The sequence below is a fragment of the Kitasatospora sp. NPDC057500 genome (assembly GCF_042802195.1).
Classification (GTDB): domain Bacteria; phylum Actinomycetota; class Actinomycetes; order Streptomycetales; family Streptomycetaceae; genus Kitasatospora.
Genome location: NZ_JBHVER010000051.1, coordinates 1 through 16309, shown reverse-complemented (window position 1 = coordinate 16309; position 16309 = coordinate 1). Strand labels below are relative to the sequence as shown.

5 protein-coding genes and 1 pseudogene are annotated in these 16309 nt (G+C 70.9%); 3 read left to right on the top strand and 3 right to left on the bottom strand.

What is annotated here, in order from left to right; genetic code table 11:
• Nucleotides 1–287: 287 nt before the first annotated feature.
• Entirely contained in the window at nucleotides 288–7721 is a 7434-nt protein-coding gene (locus ACFU74_RS14060) for a polymorphic toxin-type HINT domain-containing protein (protein WP_380756108.1), read from the bottom strand.
• Between the two features lie 444 nt (nucleotides 7722–8165).
• Here ACFU74_RS14060 and ACFU74_RS14055 point away from each other — a divergent pair, with 444 nt between their 5' ends.
• Nucleotides 8166–12464: a LamG-like jellyroll fold domain-containing protein gene (locus tag ACFU74_RS14055; RefSeq protein ID WP_380756148.1), complete on the top strand. Its 4299-nt coding sequence runs from the start codon at nucleotides 8166–8168 to the stop codon at nucleotides 12462–12464.
• 959 nt (nucleotides 12465–13423) lie between these two features.
• Here the strand turns inward: ACFU74_RS14055 and ACFU74_RS14050 are convergent.
• A complete protein-coding gene (locus ACFU74_RS14050) occupies nucleotides 13424–13705 on the bottom strand; it encodes a hypothetical protein (RefSeq protein WP_380756106.1) in 282 nt (93 codons plus the stop codon).
• A 496-nt stretch (nucleotides 13706–14201) separates the two neighbouring features.
• On the opposite strand from ACFU74_RS14050, the gene ACFU74_RS14045 reads away from it, so the two are divergent.
• The gene (locus tag ACFU74_RS14045; RefSeq protein ID WP_380756104.1) at nucleotides 14202–15131 is read left to right on the top strand and encodes a ribosome-inactivating family protein; all 930 of its coding nucleotides are present in this window, start codon (nucleotides 14202–14204) and stop codon (nucleotides 15129–15131) included.
• Nucleotides 15132–15709: 578 nt separating this feature from the next.
• Here the strand turns inward: ACFU74_RS14045 and ACFU74_RS14040 are convergent.
• Nucleotides 15710–15778, bottom strand: a pseudogene (locus ACFU74_RS14040) (hypothetical protein); the annotation flags it as partial.
• Nucleotides 15779–15878: 100 nt separating this feature from the next.
• Between ACFU74_RS14040 and ACFU74_RS14035 the strand changes: the two are divergent.
• On the top strand, nucleotides 15879–16262 hold the full coding sequence (locus ACFU74_RS14035) for a hypothetical protein (protein ID WP_380756102.1): 384 nt from the start codon (nucleotides 15879–15881) through the stop codon (nucleotides 16260–16262).
• Nucleotides 16263–16309: the final 47 nt, after the last annotated feature.

Below are 16309 nucleotides of genomic sequence, written 5' to 3'. Positions count from 1 at the left end.
CCAGGAGTCGTAGACGATTCTCAACGCATCGGAAGTGGTTCGCCCAACGGCGAACCTTTGCCCGAGCGTCAACGGCGGCTGATGACTCCCTGCCCACAGCTCAACTCGCGCGTGGGCGGCAGCAAACCCTGCGACAGCCTCGATTAGCTTGTTTCCGATGATATTGCTGCCCATCATTTGAACGGCAAGATTGATCGCTGTTGAAGCAGTTGGGGAACGCAATCGGTCCGGAGCCTGCCAATTAATCGGCTTTCCTTTTAGCGACTCCCACCCATCTGATGCCACGACTACAGCCTCCTTTGCGGGTTTGAAGAGTTTAGCAGCCAACCTGCGACGTCCTGGGATTCTCTCACCGGAACCTTGTAGCCACCAATCTCGAGGATTCGAGCACAATATGTCACACAGTTGTTCGTATTGCTGTTGTAAGGCCCCATGCTGTATTCATCCATAGCCCTCTGGGCATCCTGCGCCCTCTTGGCATTGGGGAGCGGGACCCTGACAACAATTGTTCCAGGTGCATGCGGGGAATTTTCGGGACGGAGGCCGGCGATCGATAGGTCCCCAGACGCCGCCCTCCAGCCGGCCTCACTGTGGACCGTATTTCCTCCATGCGTCACCGCGATAGAAGCATGTCCCTCAGCGTCATCGAAATAGACGTCCGCATACCCCTCGCCACAGTTGTGAACGAGGACCGGCGTGGTTCCCGCGAGCACATAGTACGTGTGGAGGTTGGAGACGGTGAGGTCGTGGGCCTCGGTCGGGGGGAGGTCGTAGTTGCGGACCGTCTGAACGGTGGCGGTGGTGCCGTCGGGGGTGTGGAGGGTGTGGCCGGGCTGGAGGTCTGCGGCCGGGGTCCAGCGGGAGGTGGTGGTGTCCCAGTAGGGGTGGTGCTGGGTGGAGGTGAGGGTGCTGGGGCCGGTGGTGGTGGTGAGGGTGAGGTCGGTGAAGAGGGTGTCGTCGGGGGTGACGATGGTGTTGAGGACGGTTTCGGCGGAGGTGGTGTTGGTCTGAGGGTCGGTGGCCAGGACCTGGTCGCCGGCAGTGATGTCGCCGATCGGTTTGGCGCTGCCGTCGGCCAGGAGGACGGGTGTCGTCGGTGGGAAGCTATGGGGTGCCGAGATGGGGCGTGGGCAGGCAGCCGCTATGGCGTCTTCGGCTTCTTTGGCGGCCTTGGATTCGCGGCGCCAGGTCTTGAGGCCGTCGAAGAGTTCGCCGGCGAGGGTCTTGAGGGTCTTTGCGAGTTCGTAGGCCTTGTTCCAGCGGAAGGCGTACTTGGCGAGGAGCTTCGTCAAGGGGCCGCCGCTGAACATGCTGGTCACGACGTTGAGGGCGGTTTCGCCGCAGGAGCCGAGGTCGCCGGTGGTGACGCAGTCGATGGCGTCGGTGATGCCCAGTTCGTCGGCGACGATCTTGGCGAGCTTCTTGCCGGTGTCCATGACCTTCGTCTTGGCGTCCGCGGCCTTCTTGGCGCTCGTGTTCACCGGGGCGGGAGCGCCGCCACCACTGCCACCACCACCGCCACCGCCGCCACCGCCACCGCCACCGCCACCGCCACCGCCGGAACTCTGGTAGCCGGGAGCGCTCTCGTGCAGTCGGTCAAGAGCCTTATCGGGAACGGGGTTCGCGGTGGTCTGAGCCGCGTTGCTCATGGTGATGGTGCCGGCGGGGCCACAGTCGTAGAGGGTGCCGCATTCCTCGGACTTGAGGCCGCTGGGGTCGGACTTGTTGACCGGGTCGTTCTCGGAGTAGGCGTAGCCGTTCCACTGTTGGGGGTCGCCTGGGTCGAGGATGGAGTCGAGGTTGAGGAAGCGGCCGGTGGTGGGTTGGTACTGGCGGGCGCCGAGGTTGGTGAGGCCGGTGACGTCGTCCTTGGTGCCGTTGACGAAGCCGTGGTCGCCGACCCAGACGGAGGGCTGGGTGCCGCGGGGGTTGCCGAAGGGGTCGGTGGGGCGGCGGTTCTCGGTGAGGGTCCTGGCGTTGATGGCCAGGCTGTTGGTGCCGTGGTGGTCGGCGAACTGGTAGGTGAGTTCGTTGCCGCCCTGGCGCACCAGGGTGATGCCGCCGGGGATGGCGTAGTAGCGGGCGGCGGTGAGGGTCTTGGTGGCGGTGTTGTAGACGAGTTCGTCGCCGTTGGCGAGGTTGATGGTGGTCTTGCCGGGGTTGCGGCGCACCAGTTGGTTGCCGTCGGCGTCGTAGACGTAGGTGGTGGTGCCGGCGCTGGTGCTGGCGAGGGATTCGAGGCGGTCCTCGCCGTTCCAGGTGAGGGTGGTGGTGCCGGCGGTGTCGGTGACGGCGGTGGTGTGGCCGGCGGCGTCGTACTGGGTGGTGCTGGTGGTCGGGGTGTTGGCGCCGACGCGGTTGGTGGAGGTGAGCAGGGCGTGCGGGCCGCCGGTGCCGCCTCCGGTGCCGGGGTTGGTGGTGGGGGTGTTGCGGGTCCCGGGGGCCGGGAAGGTCTGGGTGGTGGTGACGTCCTTGGAGGTGTCGCCGCCGGGGTGGTGGGCGACCATGCCGGTGCGGTTGCCGGTCAGGTCGTACTGGTAGCTCTGCCAGTAGGGGGCGGAGCCGCCGACGGTGGTGGCGGCCGGTGCCTGGGCGCCGCTGGTGGGGGTGGCGTTGTAGCAGCGGCCCTGGCCGCCGACGGCGGGGTTGGGCTCCTGGTGGAGGGTCCCGGTGTCGCTCCAGGCGGTGGTGAGGCGCCCGAGGTAGTCGTAGCTGAAGCACTGCAGGTCGGTGGCGGAGGGGGTGTTGTTGGGGATGGTGCGGATCGCGGTGATCCGGCCGACCTGGTTGTAGGCGTAGGTGGTGTGCTGGACCGAGCCGGTGGTGGCGGTCTGCTTGTCGACGAACTGGCTGATCGGGCGGCCGGTGGATTCGTCGTAGGTGTTGGTGGTGACGATCTGGGTGCCGTACGGGTTCATCGTGGAGCGGATGGTGCGGCCGTAGGCGTCGTAGTCGGACTGGACGTCGTAGGCGATGCCGCCGAGTCCGCCGATGTCGTGCAGCAGGCCGTAGGCCTCGTAGTTGTAGGTCACCACCTCGGCGAACAGGTCGCCCACCCCCGGAAGGGACTGCTTGGTCGGCGCGCCGGTGATGGGGTTGTAGACGGCCTGGTAGGTGAAGGTGAGCGGGCCTGTCTGGCCGACCTCGCTGCCGGGGATGGTGACGGTGGACTTGGTGGGCCGGTAGGCGGTGTCCATCGCGGTGACCGCGGTGGTGTAGGCCGCGCCGCTCTGGCCGCCGACGTAGCGGGTGGAGGTGGCGGGCTTGCCCTTGGCCACGGTGTCGTAGGTGTTGCCGGTGAGCCGGTTCTCGGGGGCGACGGAGTCCTTGTAGGTGCCGGTGCGCCGGCCGAGCAGGTCGTAGGTGGAGGCGATGCGCTGGCCGCGGGCGTCGGTGGTGGTGGCCACGCGTCCGGCGGCGTCGTAGGTGACGGTGCTGGTGCCGGAGTCGGGGTCGCTGGTGCTGGTGCGCCGTCCGCGCTGGTCGTAGGCGTAGGTCCAGGTGTTGCCGGCCGCGTCGGTGCGGGAGGTCTCGGTGCCGAGCTGGGAGTAGGCGTAGGAGGTGACGTCCGCGTCGGCGGGGTTGCCGGTGGGTGCGGGCGTGCGGTACTGCCACAGCTGAAGGGTGCGTCCGCGCGAGTCGCTGACGGTGGTGGTGGCCCGGCCGCCCTGCGGCGGGGTGACGTCGACGCGGTCGGCGCCGGGGTAGGAGGTGGCGGTGGTGGTCTGCGGGACGCCGTAGGCGAGGGACTGGCCGGCGACCACGCGGCCCATGCCGTCGAAGACGGTGCGGGTCTGGCTGGGGACCTTGGCGTTGTCGGGCTCGAAGCGCGTGGTGATGGGCGGGTTGAGGCTGTTGTAGTACGTGTTGTTGGCGGCGGCCGGGCGGCCGTGGGAGTCGTAGAAGGTGTCGGTGATCAGGCGGCCCGCGTAGGCGGAGATCGCCGGGTCGCTCTGCGTCTGCACGACGCGGGCGAGGGCGTCCAGGATCTGGATGGACTTCTCGTAGGTCTTGTCGGCGCGCAGCGTCTGCGTGGTGATGGAGGAGGTGCCGTTGTTGCGCAGTTGGTAGGTGAACTTGTAGTCGGCCGGCTCGGCGGTGGTGCGCCCGGCCTGCCAGACGGACGTCAGGCGGCCCAGCGCGTCGTAGGTCTGGGTGACGGTGCGGCCGTTGGCGTCGGCGGTGGTCAGCGGCAGGGAGCGCGTCGGGTCGAGGGTGACGGTGGAGGTCCAGCCGGTGGCCGCCTGCGGGGTGCCGGCCGGGGCGGGGGCGACGACGGTGTTCTTGTTGGGCAGTTCGCCCGGCGCCGCGGAGGTGTAGAGGGTGGTGGTCGCGGCGCCGTTGGGGTGGGCGGTGTCGGTGGTGGTGGGGTCGGTGACGGTGGTGGGGCGGCCGTAGGCGTCGTAGGCGCTGGTGCCGGTGGTGGTCCACTGGGCGGTGCCGTTGGCGTCGTACTTCTCCAGCACCTGGAGGCCGGTGGCGGAGGCGGTCGCGCCGACGCTGCCGAAGGGCTGGTTGTCGTAGAGCGTGCGGCCGGCGGAGACGGTGTTCGCGGCGGTGGGGGTGGCGTTGCAGGCGTCGGGGCCGGAGACGGTGTAGGTCTCGGCGACGGCGTTGGTGATCGGGGAGCTGGGGCTGGTGGCGTAGGTGGTGCGCACGCACGCGTCGGGGGTGCCGTCGGCCTGCTGGAGGACCTTGCCGGGGAGGTAGGGCAGGTTCGCGTCGGTGAAGGTGGTGTCCGTGGTGGTGCGCCAGGTGCCGTCGGCCTTCTTGGCCCTGGCGGTGACGGTGCTCTGCCGGGGAGCGGCGTAGCGGGCCTTGAGGGCTGGCAGGCCGGGGCCGCGGCTGTGGGTGGCGGTCGTCTGGGGGGCGTTGTCAGGGTCGCCGGGGTTGGCGCTGGTGTTGACGCTGCTGGCGACGGGGGTGGTCGCGGCGGCATCGGCGTAGGTGTCGGATTCGAGGACCTGGCCGGCGAGCCAGTCGTGGTCGGTGACCGGGCCGCTGGTGGGGCCTTGGACGGTGCGGGTGCGGGGGTTGCCGGCGGCGTCGTGGTCGTCGTGCATGCCCTGGTGGTAGTAGGTGGCGGTCTTGGTCTGCGGTTCCTGCGGCAGGTTGGGGGCGCCGGTGACGGCGGTGACGGAGGCGAAGCCGCGGAACTGGTCCCAGGTGCGGACCGCGGTGTCGATGCCTTCGGTGTCGTTGCGGTGCCAGGCGGCGGGGCCGTAGGTGTAGGTGGTGGTCTGGCCGATCGTTCCCCTGACGAAGTCGCGGGGGTCGACGGTGACGGTGGCGACGGGGTAGCGCAGGAACCAGTCGTCGACGGGGGCGTCGCTCGGTTGGGCGTTGGGTTGGTACCACTTGACGTTGTAGCAGGCGAGGGTGTTGTTGTCCGGGGCGGCCGGCATGGTGTTGGTGACGCGGGAGCAGGACTGGCGGAGGTACTCGACGCGGATGGCGCCGCCGGTCTCGGTGGTGATGGCGGAGATGCGGGGGCGGTAGAACTCCGAGCGTGCCGGGACGGTTCCGTCGACACGGTTGCGCAGGAGGATGAAGTCGAAGGTGACCGGGGCGAGGGGGATGTCGGCCTGGCCGGCGCTGTGGCCGGTGCGCTGGATGGAGGCGAGCCAGGGGATGAGGGGCTTGACGGCGGAGGGGGTGCTGGGGTTGGTGCTGGTGTCGTGGGGGTCTTCGAGGGTGTGGGTCAGCTGGTAGGTGTCGACGGTGCGGTACTCGCCGTTGACGCGGACCTTGGTGGTGATGGCGGTGAGCCAGCGGGTGGTCCAGTAGCTGGGGCCGGCGTTGGCGCAGGGGTCGGTGGCGGAGCACTGCTGGTCGAGGGGGACGTCGGGCCAGTTGCCGGCGTTCGCGGGGATGCGCTGGTCGGGCTGGCAGCCGCCCACGAGGCAGCGCTCGCCCGTGTCGAAGAGGACCTGGGAGGCGCTGGGGTGGGTGCCGTTGGCGGCGAGCTGGTCGGACAGGAGTTGGCCGTAGGCGATGGAGCGCAGGGTGCCGGCGCGGGTGTAGGGGGTGTTCGTTCCGGTGCCGTTGTTCTGGCCCGCGCCGAGCGCGTAGTGGTTGGTCTCGGGGGCGTAGGTGAAGGTGGTGAGGTTGCCGTGGGGGTCGACGATGTGGTCGAGGTTCCAGCGCCAGGCTGCGTGGCACCAGGAGGCGTTGCCCTTGGCGGGGTCGTAGCAGGGGTCGCCGGGCTTGGGTGAGAAGACCGGGACGGTGAAGGCGGAGCGGGTTTCGGGGCCGGTGCTGGTGGGGGTGCCCTGGGCGGAGGGGAGGTGGTTGAGGCCGAAGTAGTAGGTGGTGCCGCCGGTGTCGGTGACCTTGAGGTAGGAGCCGTTCCAGGTGCCGTTGTCGGCGCCGGTGAGGAACTGGACCTTGGTGCCGTCGTCGGATTGCAGGCGCCAGGTGCAGTTGGACAGTTCGTTGTGCGGGTCGGTGGTGTCGCAGGAGCCGTCGTTGGGGACGAGTTGGCCGGAGTGGCCCGCGAGGGAGAGGGTCAGGTTGGCGCCGGCCCAGCACTGGTCTGCGGACTTGTCGATGCCGGCCTTCGAGCAGGGCTGGTAGGAGCGCTCGACGAAGCCGGAGCCCAGGTCCCAGCCGTCGCCGATCCAGGAGGCCTGGGAGTTGGTGGCGGAGGTCTTGCCGTCGATGGACGCGGAGTCGTAGGACAGGCCGATCTGCGGGACGCCGCCGCCCAGGCTGGGGGGCATCTGGACGGGGTAGCTGTAGCTGAAGGAGCCGGAGGAGCCGCCGGCGGACCAGCCCTGGCTGGGGTTGAGGCTGGTGGCGCTGTAGGTGCCGGCTTCGCCGCCTGGGGTTCCCTGCAGGGCGAGGACGGTCGCCGGCGCGGTGGTGGCGGAGTCCTGCGCGGGGGCGCTGGAGGTCTTCGCGAACGGTGAGGAGGGGGCGCCCTGCGCGGCGGGCAGGTCGACGTCGGCGACGAGCCTGTTGGTCTGCGGGTCGTAGTGCGAGGGCACGGGGGTGCGGGTGCGGCACTGCTGGGCGCCCGGGCTGGTCAGCGCGCAGGCGGGCAGCTCGACGAGGGTCGCGCGGCTCGCCCAGTCGCCGCCGTAGGCGGGGGCGAGTTGGACGGGGTCGAGGCTGACGCGCGCGGTGGTCGCGGGGTGCTGGTCGGCGAGGGAGAGCGCGACGAGGGCGCCGCTGACGCCGGCGGCCTTGACGGTGGCGGCGTCGGCGACCGTGACGTTGACCTTCGGGCTTGTCACCCGGCCACTGGCGGTGTCTGCCCGCAGTTCGGGCAGCGGGTTGCCGCCGCCGGCTATGGAGGACAGCCACACCGGCAGGTCGCCGGCCTTCACTGCGGGCGCCGCGGCCGGTTCCCGAGGCGTGGTGGCGCTGGCGTCAGGCCGGGCGGCGCTCGCCTCGGCGGTGGGGACCGGTGCGAGGTCGACTGTCGCCGTACCGACGGGAGCGGCTCGGCCGCTCTTGTCCTCGACGGGCTCGGCCTGGACGGCCTTCGCTGCGGGCTCCGCAGGAGGGGCATCCTTGCCGGCGACCGAGGCGGTACCGGGCAGCGGGGTGTTCGGCGGCGACCAGACACGCCGGTAGTCCGGGGCCGCGGCGAAGGCCACTCCCCCGGCGGGCACCACCAGCGAGGCGACGACCGCCAGGGTGGCGAGCAGGGCGGTTCGCGAGCGTCGCAGCTTGGCGGCCCGGACACGGGCCGATCCAGCACGGTGAGAGAACACCGTCACCCTCCGTTGGTGACCGCGCCCGGGGACACGGCGAGTTGATCAAAGGCCAGCCGACCTTATGGGTCGTTTACAACCGGTGTCGAGGAGTCGACAAAGACCCGCGCCATGTGATTTAAATCACCATACGAACGAACCGTTCGAACTAATGGCAAATCAACCCACTGACGTGGACGCACTATTGACGGCACGTCATATATAGCGACAGGTTGCGTCTGTCCTGTGCGCAGCGCCGATCACGGCCGTTTCCGCGCCAACTCTCCTCGTCGGGAAGGCTTTGCCGTGCCCTCGTCCCCCAGACCGCCCTCCGCCCGGCGCCGGCGCCGGCCTGCGGCCCTTCGTCTGCCCGTGTTGGGGCTCGGGCTTGTCCTGTGTGCCGGTCTTTCGGCGCCCGTTGCGCTGGCCGAGCCCCAGTCCGGGCCCAAGAGCCTGGCCGAGGTGATGGCCGAGGCGGACGCCGTGCACGCCACGATGCGCCCGCCCGCGACGGACGCCGAGAAGGCGATCGCCCAGGCCAAGGCCACCGGTGTGGCGGTGCCGGTGGAATCGCTGACCGACGAGTACAGCGACACGGTGGCCACTCCCGAGGGCCGTCTGCGCAAGACGCAGCATGTGGAGCGGCAGCGGGTCAAGCAGAACGGCACGTGGGCGGAACTCGACGCCACCCTGGTCGCCGACCCCGGGGGCGGCTTCCGGCCGAAGGCCTCCGGCACCGGCGTCCGTCTGTCGGCCGGCGGCCCCGGGGCGCTGGCGACCCTCACCAGTGCCGACGGGAAGCAGCTCACCCTCCACTCGCCGTTCCCCCTGACCCAGGGGCACGTGGACGAGGACGGCGACGGCCTGGTCTACCCCGAGGTCGCCCCGGGCATCGACCTGAAGGCGACCGCCACCAAGTTCGGCGGCCTCACCACCGTCCTGGTGGTGAAGACCGCCGATGCGGCCGCGAACCCGGCACTGACGTCCGTCACCTTCCCCGTGACCACTGCGGGGGTGAGCGTGACCGCGGGCGCCGACTACAGCCTCACGGCCGCCGCCGAGGACGGCACCGTACGCTGGCACGCCCCCGCTCCCCGGATGTGGGACAGCACCACCACTCCCCCGGCCCAGGCACCCCAGGCCACCCCCGCGCCGACGGGCGGTGCCACTGCCCCGGCCGCACCCGCCAACGCAGCGGCTGCCACCTCCGGGGACCTGGAGGTCCCGGCCACCAGCACCGTCGAGGGCCCCGGCGGCAATGCCCGCGTCGCGGTCATGCCCACCAGTGCCGACGCCGACGGCATCACCCTCAGCCCCGACCAGGACCTTCTCGCCACCGGGCAGGGGCCGTGGTTCATCGACCCGGGCTGGATCACCGACGACCGTACCGGCAACGGTTGGACCTGGACCCAGTCCGCCTACCCGGACATAGGCAACTACGGGAAGACCGTCACGGCCCAACAACCGTACAACCGGCCCGGCGTCGGCCGGCAGGAGTACCAGGCCAAGACCGGGATCGAGCGTTCCTTCTTCCAGATCGACACCCACGGCTTCGGCGACGCCCACATCAACTCCGCCACCATGACGATGTGGCAGGCGAAGTCCTCCCTCTTCGACTGCAACAGGACGTTCCCGCTCAAGCTGTACGCCGTGGACCGGCCCATCAGTACCAGCACCACGTGGAACAACTCCCCCCAGCACCGCGGCGGCCAGGTCGGGGCGACCGCCATGGTCGGCGGCTCCGGAAACCCCGGCTGCCCCAACCCCGCCGTATTCCAGTTCGACGTCACCTCCGCCTACCGCTCGTACGTCAACGGCGCTGACAGCCTGGCCTTCACCGTCGAGGGCGACGAGAGCGACACGCTCGCCTTCAAGCGCCTCGACTACCGGCCGACCGTCAGTGTGGAGTACGACCGCATCCCCAACACCCCCACCGACCCGTACGCCCACCCCGTGCCGAAGACCGAATCGCCCGCCCAGCAGCTCCACGGCTGTGACGGTGACGGCAACGGCTGGGGCTGGCTCGGCGCCGGCATCAACCTGAACGGCGTCTACCTCAACGCCAAGGTCAGCAGCACCGTCCAGACGCAGCTGTACTCCTGGAGCCACATCTGGGACTACATGGTCCCCGGCATCCCCGATGTCGCCTCCGGATACAGCGAACTCGTCGGCAGCGGCTCCTTCGCGGCCTTCCCGGTCCCCGCCGGCGTCATCAAGGACGGCCACGTCTACGGCTACAGCATCATGTCCAGCGACAAGCTGGTCGGCCTGTCGGCTTCCACCCCCACCTGCCACTTCGGCGTCGACCAGACACCGCCCACCCTCGAGGTCCCCTCCCTCTACACCCAGTTGTCCGACGACGCGCTCGCCACCCAGTTCCCGCCGTCGGGCAACGGGCAGAGCACCAAGCTGCGCACCCACCAGTGGGGCTACGTTCCCTACACGCCGGTCGACCCCAACCCCTCGGGCGGCCAGACCTCCGGCGTCGTCTGCGCCCGCTGGAGCTTCGACCCGCAACTCGAGGCCGCGTCCTGGCAGTGCGGCAGCGCCATGCCCGCAGGCGGGCTGCCCGTCTACCCCACCGCCTGGGGCACCAACATCCTCTACATCCAGGTCAAGGACAACGCCGGGAACGTCTCCCCGGTCGCCCAGTACGCCTTCTACGTGCCCTGGAACCCCGACGGCCCGCAGCCGGTCTTCGGCGACGTCACCGGTGACGGCGCGGCCGACATCCTCACCACCGACCAGGCCGGCAACCTGCGCACCTACAGCGTCCCCGGCAACACCGTCGCCAAGAGCCCCACCGCGGCCCTCGCCGCCCTGCCCGCCGACACCCCGAACCAGCAGACCTGGGCCACCGAAGCCGTCCAGTACAGCCACCGCGGCGCGCTCACCGGCGGCAAGCACGTCGACGACCTGTTCGTCCACGTCAAGGACCACCCCAACCTCTACATCTACGGCAACCCCGGCAACTCCCGCTCCACCGGCCGCTACAACAGCAAGGTCCCGCTCGGCCGGCCCGCCTGCGTGACACCGCCCAACGACTCCGCCTACTGCACCGGCTACGCCGACACCTGGTCGCGCACCCTGCGCGTCGCCGCCCTCGGCGACCCCGCCCACACCGACCTCGACATCAAACTCGAGTTCAAGAACAAGACCGGCCTCGTCACCGTGGAGGCCAACAGCGACGGCAGCGACGCCTCCCTGTGGTTCTTCCCCGCCACCACCACCAACCAGCTCGGCCAGCCGGTCCGCCTCGCCTCCGGCGGATGGAAGGACCGCGAGCTCATCACCCCCGGCGACTGGGCAGGGCAGGGCCGGCCAGGCCTGTGGGCCCGCGACATGCGCCCGCCGAACGCCTCCGCGACCTCGGGCGAGCTGACCGCGTACACCTTCACCCCCGGCACCCTCAACGTCGTCGACCCCGACTTCGGGGACCCGGTCCTCGACGAGAACGGCAACCCCCTCGTCGTCCCGACCGTCACCGGCATCGCCGGCGCCACCTACATCGGCGCCGTCCCCGTCGACACCTGGCCCGTCCTCGGCTCCGACGGCGACCTCCTCGGCAACGGCGCCCCCGCCCTGTGGGGCCTCAACAAGAACACCGGCGACATCCAGATCTGGTGGGGCCACCGCACCGGAAACGCCGCCAACCCCGGTATGGGCTGGGACGTCGGCCCCGAGACGATCGCCAACACCCGGGTGACCCCGGACTGGTACAACCTGGACCGCCAAAACACCCTCCACCCCGACCCCGGCACGCCCGTGGTCGACAGCAACGCGACCAACGCGCTCATCCCCGCCGGCAACCCCGTCTTCACCGCCGACCGCAACAACACGGCCGACAACGCGACCCTCCTCGACGGCGGCAGCTACTACCACAGCTCCCAGGCCCCCGGCATCGACACCCGCCGCAGCTACAGCGTCGCCGCCTGGGTCAGACCCGACAGCGCCAGCGGCTACGGCACCGTGCTCTCGATCAGGGGCAAGGACCGCAGCCCCTTCTACCTCCAGTACTCGGCGGCCGCCGGCACCTGGGCCTTCGTCTCCCCCCACGAGGACTGGATCCACACCAACACCTACTACCTCGCGGGCGGCTCGCCCCTCGCCAGCCCACAGATCGGCCAATGGACCCACCTCGTGGGCACCTACAACGCCGAATCGGCCACCATGACGCTCTACGTCAACGGACGGGCCGTCGGCGCCGCCAAGAACCCCCACCCCTGGTCCAGCGGCGGCACCCTCACCATCGGCGCCGCCAGAACCATCTACTACCACGACGAGGACGGCTTCCGCGGCGCCATCGGCGACGTCCGCGCCTACCCCTACGCCCTCACCGACCCCCAGGTCAGCAACCTCGCCATCAACAACACCGCCATCAGCGTCAACAGCGCCCTCGACAGCGGCAAATGCCTCGACAACCTCGGCGCCGGAACCGAGATCGGCGTCTGGAACTGCTGGAGCGGCCCCAACCAGAAGTTCAAGTTCAACACCGACAACCACGCCCTGATCATCCAGAACAAGTGCGTCACCGTCCGCGACGAAGGCACCGCCAACGGCACCCCCGTCATCCTCACCGACTGCGACAACCTCAAGGGCGGCCAGAAATGGCTCCGCCGCGCCGACAACAGCCTCTACAACCCCCACTCCGGCCGCTGCCTCGAACTGCCCGGATGGAACACCACCAACGGCACCCGCCTGGGCATCTGGGACTGCCACGCCGGCGCCAACCAACGCTGGACCCTCAACCCCGCCACCACCTGACCTGCAACCACACCAACCAACCGGGCCCCCACCGCAACCGACGCGGCGGGGGCCCGCCCCTTGCCCGGCGAGCTTGTCGCGGCCGGAGCCGACGGCGGTGGTCCAGCGGTCGGAGGGGGTGTTGAGCCAGGCGGCGACGGCGTCCTTGAGGGTGGAGTAGCGCTCGGCGCCGTCGTGCCAGGGGGCGCCGGCGGTGATGTAGATGCGCTCGGTGCCGGGCGCGGTCGCAAGGACGGCGTCCAGGATCTCCCCGGGGGTGCGGGCGCCGAGGTCGAGCCGGACCACGCGGTCGCGCACCGCGAGGTCGCCGGTCGCGGCGTCCAGGAACACCGTGGCGCGGGCCTGCTGGACGAAGTTCGGACGCTTGGACACCAGACCCGTGGTGACAGCCTCGAACCGGGCACCGGCCGGGCCCTCCGGGAGGGTGGGCAGCTCACGCGGGCCGGCCTCGACCGCCGGGCGCGGCGCGGCAGCGACCGAAGCGGCCGGGACGACCGGCGCAGCGGCGGGGGTGGCCTGCTCGGCGACGGCCTGGTCCTCGACCTCGGCCGGCGCCTCTGTCACCGGGGCGGCCGGGGCCGGCTGCTCGCGGACGGGAGCCGGGCGGGTCAGCGCCGGAGCGACCGCAGCCGCGGGCTCGTCGACCAACTCGGGCGCCGGGGCCGGGGCGGGCACGGCGGCGGCCTGGTCGTCGGCCTTGGCGGTGCGGACGGCGGCCGGGGTCGGGTCCAGCAGCGGGGCGATCCGCACCACGTCACCGACCGACAGCCCGGAGGCCTTCGCGACCGCTGCGGCCTGGGCGCCCTCGTACCCCGCGAGCCCCGCAACCCGGCGCGAGCGCTGGGCGGTGAGCTTGTCCAGCTCCTTCCGCGCGGCCGCGACCTGCTTCTCGGCGGCCGCGATCCCGGCACGCAGCTCGCGCAGACCGGCGAGCTCGGCGGTGTACGACTTCCGGTCCATCAGGCTCGCTCCCCCTCGGCGTCGGTGGCGTCGGTGGTATTGGTGGTGGTCGGGTTGGTGGCGACGTAGGCGATCGGGCCGCCGGACACCGACGCCAGGCGGGTGCCGAGCAGCAGGCCCGCCAGGCGGACGTCCTCGGGCTCGGCCGGGGTGACGGCATTGACGGGGGCCGTGAGGTCGGTCAGGTAGCCGACCAGCCGCGCCTTCGGGAACCGGAAACGCCCCGCAGTGCCGACGGTGCCGAGGGTCCAGCCGTGGGCGGCGACCAGGGCGAGGAACACCTCTACGAGGAGCTCACGCTCGCGCGCGAACCCCGGCGGGGCGCGAACCGCCGGCCGTCGACCGCCCCGGGCGCCCGAGGGCGGAGGATGTCGTCCGTGTTGCCCGTCCGCGCCCACCGCTGCACCCACCCTGCACGCTTGCGGGAGCGAAGCGCCGCCCGTCCACGGCCGACAGCGGGCGGGGGCGGCCCCGATCGAACGCTGCTGGGGCATCCTCTTCCAAAATTCTGATGTATCGTCAACTCCTTTTTATTATCGCCTAGTTGATGGATCATGAGTCGCAGGGGAGGCGCGCTCGGCCCCTCCCCCGCCCGCCTCAACGGTCGTCCGGCCGCCTCCCGCGCGGGGCACGCGGCGTCCCGTTCCCGGCATGCACCGGCCATTCGCCGTCGTGCCACGATGCTGCCCGGAAGAACACCGCGGCGCCCCTGTCGGCGCCTCCGCGAACCGGATCGGTCGTCAGGACCTGGCTCCGGCAGTATCACGAGAGAAGAAGATGAAGAAGCGCACCACCGGCCGCGCACGGCTCCGTTCCGTCCTCCTCGCCGGCGTAGGCCTGAGCATGACCCTCACGGGCGTGCTCGGCGGAGCCGGGACCGCCCAGGCCCGCACCGAGTGGCGACAGATGTCCCACGTGTGGTTCGACCTGTCGGAGTACGGCCCGAGCGGGGACGAGCGGATCCGGTACTCCGCCTTCCTGGCCAGCCTGCGGGCCGCGGTGGCGGGCTACAACACCCAGGAGACGCAGCTGGAGGACGTCGGCCTCGTCCAGGTCTCGCTGACCGCGCTCGACGACCGGGGCCAGCGCCGCCACACCGACATCTGGATCAACCCCTCCAACCTGTACATCTGGGGCTTCTCCAACGAGCAGGGCGTCACCTACCAGTTCAGCGACATCGGCAACGCCCTCCAGTCGCGGATCAGGGAGACCACCGCTCCCGCGCCGCCGGTCAACCACAACGTCCAGACCCTGAACATCGGCTCGAACTACAACTCGCTCAGCAACGCCGCCGGCCGGGGCCGGGAGGCCATGCCGATCAGCTGGATCGACATGCGGTACTCCATCGTCCAGCTCGCGGGCGAGAGCAACCCGTGGGGCAACCGTCAGGCCACCGCCCGGTCGCTGAGCCTGATGATCCAGGCGCTCTCCGAGGCCGCCCGATTCAACGACGTCGAGGGCACCTTCCGCGCGGCGATGAACAACTGGGAGGTCCGCGACCTGCCGATCCAGCAGCAGTACCTGGAGAACTCCTGGGACGCCCTGTCCAGGTACTACTCCCGCGTCTCCTCGGGCCAGAACACCACCCCGGTCGACATCCCGACCGTCGGGCAGATCGGCAACCTCGACCAGGTCCGCCGGTACGTGCGGCTGACCATGGGCCACCCCCACACGGACAACGGGGACTGGAGCACGGACCAAATCTGACCGGCCCCGGGCCGACGCCCCGCTCCGGGCCCGGGCGTCGGCCGGCGGCGTACGGGCCGGCCGGGCGAGGGCGTCGGTCTGGTAGGTGTCGACGGCGTTTCGGACGGTCTGCAGATCGGATCCGAGGACGTCCTCGGGGCCGGCGCCGGCGCTGGCGGGGCAGGCGGTGGCCGGCGCCGCGCGCAGTTCGGCCTCAGTTCGGAGGGCGACGGCGTTGACCTCGTGGTGGTCGGCGAGGTCCGCGGACCCGGCGAGGGCCAGGTCCACGCAGTCGCCCACCACGGCGCGGACAGACCGTACGGCCCAGCACGACCCGCACAGCCCACCCGCGTGCTCCGCGCCGCAGTCCTCGCATGGCAGCGCCCGGCGCGCAGCCTCCGCAGCCTCGGCCCACGCCTTCCGCTCGGCCCGGCGAACCTCAGCACCGATGCGGCGCTGCTCGGCCCGTCGGCGGTCGACCACCTGCTGATCGACGCGCAGCATCGCGTGCCGGTGCAGGTAGACGTCGGCCGCGGCACGCCGCTGGGCGCGGCCAGGCCGACCCGGCCGCCGACCGCTTCGACGAGGCCGAGGATCGCCTTCACGGTGAAGGACTTTCCGCAGCCGGGGCCGCCGGTCAGCACGGACAGGGGCTCGGTGACGGCCATCAGCACGGCCGCCTCCTGTTCCTCGGCGAGCCGGGTGGCACTGTCCAGCAGCGGCAGCGGCCCCTTGCGCCACGGGCACAGAGAGCCCAGGCGCGTCGTGGTGGCGCGCAGCCGACCGCAGTGGAGCAGGTCCCTCGGCTTCGGCGGGCCGGAGCGCGGCCACGAGCAGCTCTGGGTGGAGGGTGCACGCGGATCGCTGGAGGATCTGGAGGAGTTGTACTCAGAGGCGAACCTCGCCGCGCCGTTCCACCCCTTCCCCGCGCCGGGCGGGCTGCTTCCCTGGGCCGGTTCGAACCAGGGCGACCTCTTCCTGTGGGCCACCGGTCCTGCCGGGCCGCAGGAGCCGGCGGTCACTGTCGCCTCGCGGAGCTCCACCTGGTGGCACTACACCGGCGGAGCCGTCCAGTTCCTTGCCGACCTGGTCACGGGCGCCGTGGAGCCCTGGGCCCTGCCCAGGGTCGGCCCCGACATCGCGAGATGGTGATCGGAGCCATCCCGCCCGCACGCGGCGGCCGCCGCGTGCGGGCGGGC

What these genes read in the sequence shown, in the direction of transcription:
- ACFU74_RS14045 (WP_380756104.1), top strand. Translation starts at nt 14,202, where the DNA reads ATGAAGAAGCGCACCACCGGCCGCGCACGGCTCCGTTCCGTCCTCCTC.
- ACFU74_RS14055 (WP_380756148.1), top strand. Translation starts at nt 8,166, where the DNA reads ATGGCCGAGGCGGACGCCGTGCACGCCACGATGCGCCCGCCCGCGACG.